The 4,484-nt window shown below is 58.0% G+C and carries 3 protein-coding genes; 2 read left to right on the top strand and 1 reads right to left on the bottom strand.

Annotation, left to right across the window (positions count from 1 at the left end):
* Positions 1-179: 179 nt before the first annotated feature.
* A complete protein-coding gene (locus tag HKN37_11165; GenBank protein ID NNE47208.1) occupies positions 180-593 on the top strand; it encodes a bacteriophage holin in 414 nt (137 codons plus the stop codon).
* 57 nt (positions 594-650) lie between these two features.
* Here the strand turns inward: HKN37_11165 and HKN37_11160 are convergent, their stop codons facing one another.
* Complete coding sequence (locus HKN37_11160) at positions 651-887, bottom strand: hypothetical protein (GenBank protein ID NNE47207.1); 237 nt, start codon at positions 885-887, stop codon at positions 651-653.
* A 509-nt stretch (positions 888-1,396) separates the two neighbouring features.
* Here HKN37_11160 and HKN37_11155 point away from each other — a divergent pair.
* Positions 1,397-4,084 carry a protein kinase gene (locus HKN37_11155; protein ID NNE47206.1) on the top strand — a complete coding sequence of 896 codons (2,688 nt, stop codon included), beginning with the start codon at positions 1,397-1,399 and terminating at the stop codon, positions 4,082-4,084.
* Positions 4,085-4,484 lie beyond the last annotated feature (400 nt).

The following is a 4,484-nucleotide window of genomic DNA, read 5'->3' as shown; positions in this document are numbered from 1 at the left end:
GATGTGGTTGACTATGTCTTTGGCTTAACAATCGTAGTACCGACGTGAGATGCCTCTCGTCACAGTCATTGCCCCGGGGCGGCGGCTTTCGTAAGGAAATGGCAGCGACCGACTTCGTCCAAACGCCGAGGCCAGTAGCCGGACGCTGCCCCTAAAATCATCTGAAGAGCGGTACCATCATGCAGACAAAACTTTGTCCGAAGTGCGGCGAGGTGTCACCCGACAACGCAAAGAAGTGCGACTGCGGTCACCGGTTTGATTCCGATGAAGTGCAGGATGATGAGGGGCGGCGACGAAGCGCGTTGGCGCAGTGGCTTGGTGTAGGGCGGCTCAATGTTCTAGCGTTCTCCGTGACCTGCGGACTCTTCTGGGGCGTCGGCCTCTTCTTGATCACGTGGTGGATCATCTTTTTTGATGGGGCGACGGGCGAGCCTACGCTCATCGCCCGGGTCTACCGCGGATACAACATCAGCCCTTTTGGCAGCCTGGTTGGATTTGGGTGGGGCTTGATCGATGGCCTCGTCGGCGGTGCGGTCTTTTCGTGGCTCTACAATTTGCTTTCACAACTCAGCACGATGCGCCGAGGGTCTTGAATCAGGCCAATGGTCTCGTCCACGTGAGGCTGGTTACCGTCGATCACGTGCGTGACGTCAACCTCGGTTTCTCGCGGTGAGCAGCAGGATTGCTATGCCGAGAGCTGCCCACAGGATGGGGTACCAGATCCTTCCGCCGAGCGCGTACAACACCGTACCGTTGGTGACAAGAACCGTGTTGCAGCAGGATTGCAAGAGGACGTGGCCAAAGGCAAGCAGGAGTCCGACCATTCCGAAGCCAACCGCTGCCAGTCCGGACAAGTACAGAAAAAGGTCGCGCAATTCCTTGTTCATGTGTCCACCGTTAGGCTACTGACTTTCATCAATGTCGCCTGTTCGAAGGACCTTCTCAAGCTTTGTCCCGAAGATCACGCCGAATCAGGTATTTCCCCACAAGCCTGGCGCCTATATCAGGGTGTTCTGGGACAGATTCCTTGCTGCCGCCCAGCGTTGCTCGGCTGCGACGACAAGGCCTTCTTCGTACCGTCTATGTTCAGATGACTCTGCGCTTGAGTATAAACGGGCGTGGCACTGTATCCGGGAATCCTCCCACGAGTTGCGGTGTCCATAGCAGCGCTGGATATCAAGAAGCAGTAAGGCACTGGACGAAAGGATCGGAGCAGTCCGGTCGCTTTCAGGGTTTCCCCTACAGACACTACACGATCGTCTGTGTACCCATCGAGATAGCATTGCGCCGGCAACGATGAATCGTGAACACCGCGGCACTTTCTCCTGTGGCGTTTGCGTGGCGGTATTGCGCCAACGACCTACTCGCAGACTGTTATCGTACTCGGAGGCCCACGATGATAGGATCCCTCGTATCGCACTTCCAGATTGAAAAGGAGATTGGACGAGGAGGAATGGGCGTTGTCTATCGCGCCCGCGATGTACGGCTTGATCGTATCGTCGCACTCAAATTTCTTTCGAATCAGATAGCACACGATTCAGAGACGCGCGAACGCTTCACGCGCGAGGCCCAGACCGCGGCCAGAACAGAGCACCCCAACGTTTGCGGAGTGTACGATATCGGGGAGACCGAGGATGGCAAGCCGTTCATTGCAATGCCGTTCTATGAAGGTGTGAATCTGGATGACCGAGGTGACGACGAACCCCTCTCGGTTGCTCACGCGGTGTCAATTGTAAGACAGGTCGCATCGGGACTTGCGAGCGCTCACGTTCATGGCATTGTGCACCGAGACATCAAACCCGGTAACATCCTCATCTTAGAAGACGGCACGCCGAAGATTCTCGACTTCGGCCTTGCCAAGATGGCCGGATCGCAAACCGTCACGGAGGTCGGGTCGACACTTGGCACATTCGCATACATGTCGCCGGAACAGGTACGAGGAGAACGACTGGATCCCCGTACAGATATCTGGTCCCTCGGTGCCGTCCTCTATGAGCTCGTAGCTGGCCGCAGACCGTTCGCAGGTGACTACCCCGAGGCCATGATGTACTCGGTTCTGAACGAGGAGCCGGCAACCATGGGAACGTACAGAGACGACGTGCCCGAGGTTCTGGAGGCGATCGCCGGACGATGTCTGGAAAAGGATAGGGCCTCGCGCTATCAATCTATGACGGAACTTGAGAATGACTTGGCCGCCATCGAGGCTGCTACTCAGCCGGCTGCAACGGCACAGTATCTTCCGCGACAGCAGAAGAAGGGGGTGTCGGTGTGGGCGGTAGGGGCCATCGTCGTCCTGGCGGCCGTAACCATCGTCGCGCTGCTACTGATTCGTCGTGACTCCGCGGAGGTATTGCCGCCGATGCGGTTTACGATGCTGATGCCAGATGGGCAGGAACTCGCATCACCCGGCCCGTCCCTGGCGATCTCGAAAGATGGATCGCGTCTGGCATTCGTGTCCGGAGACACCTCCGGGTCACTGATCTACGTTCGTGACATCGACTCATTCGACGCCCTGGCGATATCGGGGACGGAGGATGCCCGCGCACCCTTTTTCTCTCCGGACGGAGAATGGCTCGGGTTTCTGGCCGATGACAAGCTCTTCAAGGTGCGCGTTAGCGGCGGGCTCCCGCAAGAGCTCGCTGAAGCGCGGGTGATGGCATCGTTCGTGCGCGGATCAGGTACCTGGTTGGACGACGACCGGATCATCTTCAGCACGTTTGGTCCAGATGGGGGTCTGTTAGTGGTTCCGGCTCGAGGCGGGTCGGTAGAGCGTCTAACTGAGGTCCGCCACGCGGGTACGGCCTTTCACATGTGGCCTGAGGCCCTTCCGTCCAGTCCGTATCTGCTGTACACCGAATCAGACCTGACGGCCACAGCAGTATCTCGGATCGTGGCGCTCTCCCTCGAAGACGGCAGCACACGGAATGTGATCGAGAACGGAGTCCGGCCATCGTTTGTCCCACCGGATGTTCTTGTGTACTCCACAGGGAATGACGTTGTCGCGACCAGGTTCGATCCCGGACAGGCAGAGGCGATTGGTGAGCCGGTTGTCGTGTTAACGGGAGTCATCGCCGCCGAAGACGTGTACGTAGAGTATGATGTTTCGGAAGGTGGAGCAATCGTCTATGCTTCGCAGGGCGCTGAACAATTCGAGGCCCGACTGACGATGGCCTCTTTGGACGGGGTCTTAAGCACCTTTCCGGTAGAAATGGCAGATGTGTTTACCCCGCGTGCGTCCCCCGACGGTCGTTTTGTGGCGTTCCAGCGTCGCGGTCCCGGGCAGCAGAGCCTGTGGCTCCATGATGTCCATCGCCGCATTACTCGTCAGCTGACCGCGGACTCCACCCATGAATTCTGGATGACCTGGACTCCGGATAGCCGTCGCATCATTTTCAATTCGATCTCCCCCCCCTTGCAACTGGACACCAGCGTCGACATGTACGAGATTGCCGTTGACGGTTGGGCCGAACCCCGGCTGATCTCGGACGGACGGTTCGTTCAAGTACCTCATTCGGTAACGCCCGATGGCCAGTCGCTTATTTACAATGAGCTAATCGATGATCGACAGTTGGATATTATAGCACGTAGTCTGGAGGGCGAAACTTATGTCGAGACGCTCGTGGCGTCCGAAGAAGATGACTTTCATCCCTCAATCTCGCCGGACGGCGAGTGGCTTGCCTTTGCGTCAAGCCGCACTGGGCAGTGGGAAGTGTACGTGCAACCGTTTCCGGGCCCCGGCGGAGTGATGCAGGTCTCTTCAGGAGGAGGAGCGGAGCCCGTCTGGGCGCCCGACGGCAACACTCTGTATTACCGGCTGCCCAGCGGCCGAAAGATCTGGGCAGTCGACGTGTCTGCGCCGCCGATCGCCTCGGCCGAGCCGACCCTGGACCTGGGCCGTCCGCGCTTCGTACTTGAGGGTTCCTTTTTCACGTGCTCCAAGTGGGGACGCAGCTACGATGTGACACCGGACGGCGAACAGTTCGTCGTCATCGCCCAGGACTGGCCGGGTGCCCAGCGAAAGATGTTCAACGTTGTTGTGAACTGGGCCACCGAGGTAAACCAGTTACTTGCATCGGTGAACTAGTTCGCGACTCGCCCCCCTGCGCCGACAGAAATCGAGTTTGCGGCACCTCCGGTTTGTGGCTCTCGGTCGCAGTCGTGGGGTATGCCTTCGGAGGGATGATGGGTCGCATTTGATGCCGTCTTCAGCGGTCAATCACTTTCGCGCAGCGGCAGTAGTCTCCGGACATCACCAACACTCGGGGTATCTGTCCAACATCTCCCGTCCCATTGTCGTAGCCGTCCGAGCTGTGTCGTCTAGGCTCGAGTTCGTTATAGCAAAGATCTATCTACGCGGGTCATCTCCGTTTCCCTACAGCCCCTTCATGCGTCGGGCAATATGATATGTGTGTTGAACGAAATGACACACGAACCAACTGCGGAGGTCTTGACGCATGTACTCACTCACTCCCACATATTGGGAC

The organism is Rhodothermales bacterium (assembly GCA_013002345.1).
In the GTDB taxonomy this organism is placed as follows: Bacteria; Bacteroidota; Rhodothermia; order Rhodothermales; family JABDKH01; genus JABDKH01.
This window is presented reverse-complemented; position numbering and strand designations above follow the sequence as displayed.